Origin of the sequence: Plesiomonas sp. (genome assembly GCF_051650925.1) — a bacterium.
Taxonomy (GTDB): domain Bacteria; phylum Pseudomonadota; class Gammaproteobacteria; order Enterobacterales; family CAMTGL01; genus Plesiomonas.
Window position 1 is genome coordinate 1 of sequence record NZ_JBOFRH010000070.1, and the last position, 1,228, is coordinate 1,228.

The 1,228-nt window shown below is 47.6% G+C and carries 1 protein-coding gene; it reads right to left on the minus strand.

Features of this window, described 5'->3' with window-relative positions; translation table 11 throughout:
- On the minus strand, positions 1–558 hold a 558-nt coding region (locus tag ACRC27_RS01715), incomplete at its 3' end, for an SDR family NAD(P)-dependent oxidoreductase (protein ID WP_438639032.1).
- Positions 559–1,228: the final 670 nt, after the last annotated feature.

A 1,228-nucleotide genomic window follows, 5' to 3' on the forward strand; every position in this document is an offset into this window, starting at 1 on the left:
CGGAGTTTTGATAAAACCGGGTTTGACCAGTAACACATCAATGCCGTGTGGGCGCAGATCCAAGCGTAGCGATTTGGCCAGATAATCCACGGCAGCTTTTGACGCGCCATAGGCTTCGGCGCGCGGTAACGGTAACCAAGTGACAGACGAGCTGACAAAAACCAATTTAGCCCGAGGCGCAAGATGTGGCAGGAGACAGTGCAAACTGTAGCCGAGGCTTTGCACGTTGGTCTCAATAACGCGGTGAAACAGGGCCGCATCAAAGTGCAACGGATCGTCGATGTATTCGCAGGTGCCGGCATTGAGGATCACCACATCCCATTGCTGGCTAGCAGGCAGTTGCTGATAGGTCTGTTCATCGGTGAGGTCGCCACTAAAAACCTCGATACCGGCTGCGGTAAGTTGAGTAATTTTTTCTGGATTACGTCCAATACCGCTGACGTGCCAGTGACGCGCCAAATAATCGTGCGCCAGTTGCTCACCCAAGCCTGAGGTTACGCCGGTGATTAACACGCGTTGTTGGGATACGGTGGCAGCATTATCATCCGGTTGCGTCATGGGTCAGCCTCATCATCAGGTTGCGATAACGCCATTTAACGGCACAGCAAAAGATGTGCGTCAAAAATCACAGTACTTTTCACGTTACGAGCTTGTCATGCTACGAAAGCGTCGGTTTGCATAAAATTGGGTGTACCTATAAAAAAGAAGACAGATATCGGTGCGTTGCTAGCCGCTATTGGTCTACCTCTCTATGGTTATGACAATCTGTTAATGGCAAGTAAAGTAAAATGTTTAAAAACTCACCACCTGTGCGTGAAATATAATAAGCGGACGTTTTTTATGCATTTTAATGCGTTCCGAGTTAGTGAATGCCAACGTTGTTGCATGGCGAGCGTTGGTGAAACGTCAGCCGGTTCTGCTGTTTCATGAAATTGGGAATATCTAAGTGGTAATAGCTATGAGGAAAGAACAAAGAAACAAGAACGTCTGTAAATGAGGTACACATAGTCTCTTAAGTATGAAAAATGAGCTTGGCCACGGTGGTTACCGCCTAAAATAGGGTAGATTTCGTCGTTGCAGGTTAAAAAGTGCGCGCTTGAATTAAATTTGCGATTTAGCCCTTGCGTCTTTTCGGCGCCTCCCTATAATGCGCTCCCTGTCGGCACGGAACGAAACGCGAAAGCAAATCGGGCGTGAAGCGACATTGCTCTTTAAAAAGTTAATCAGA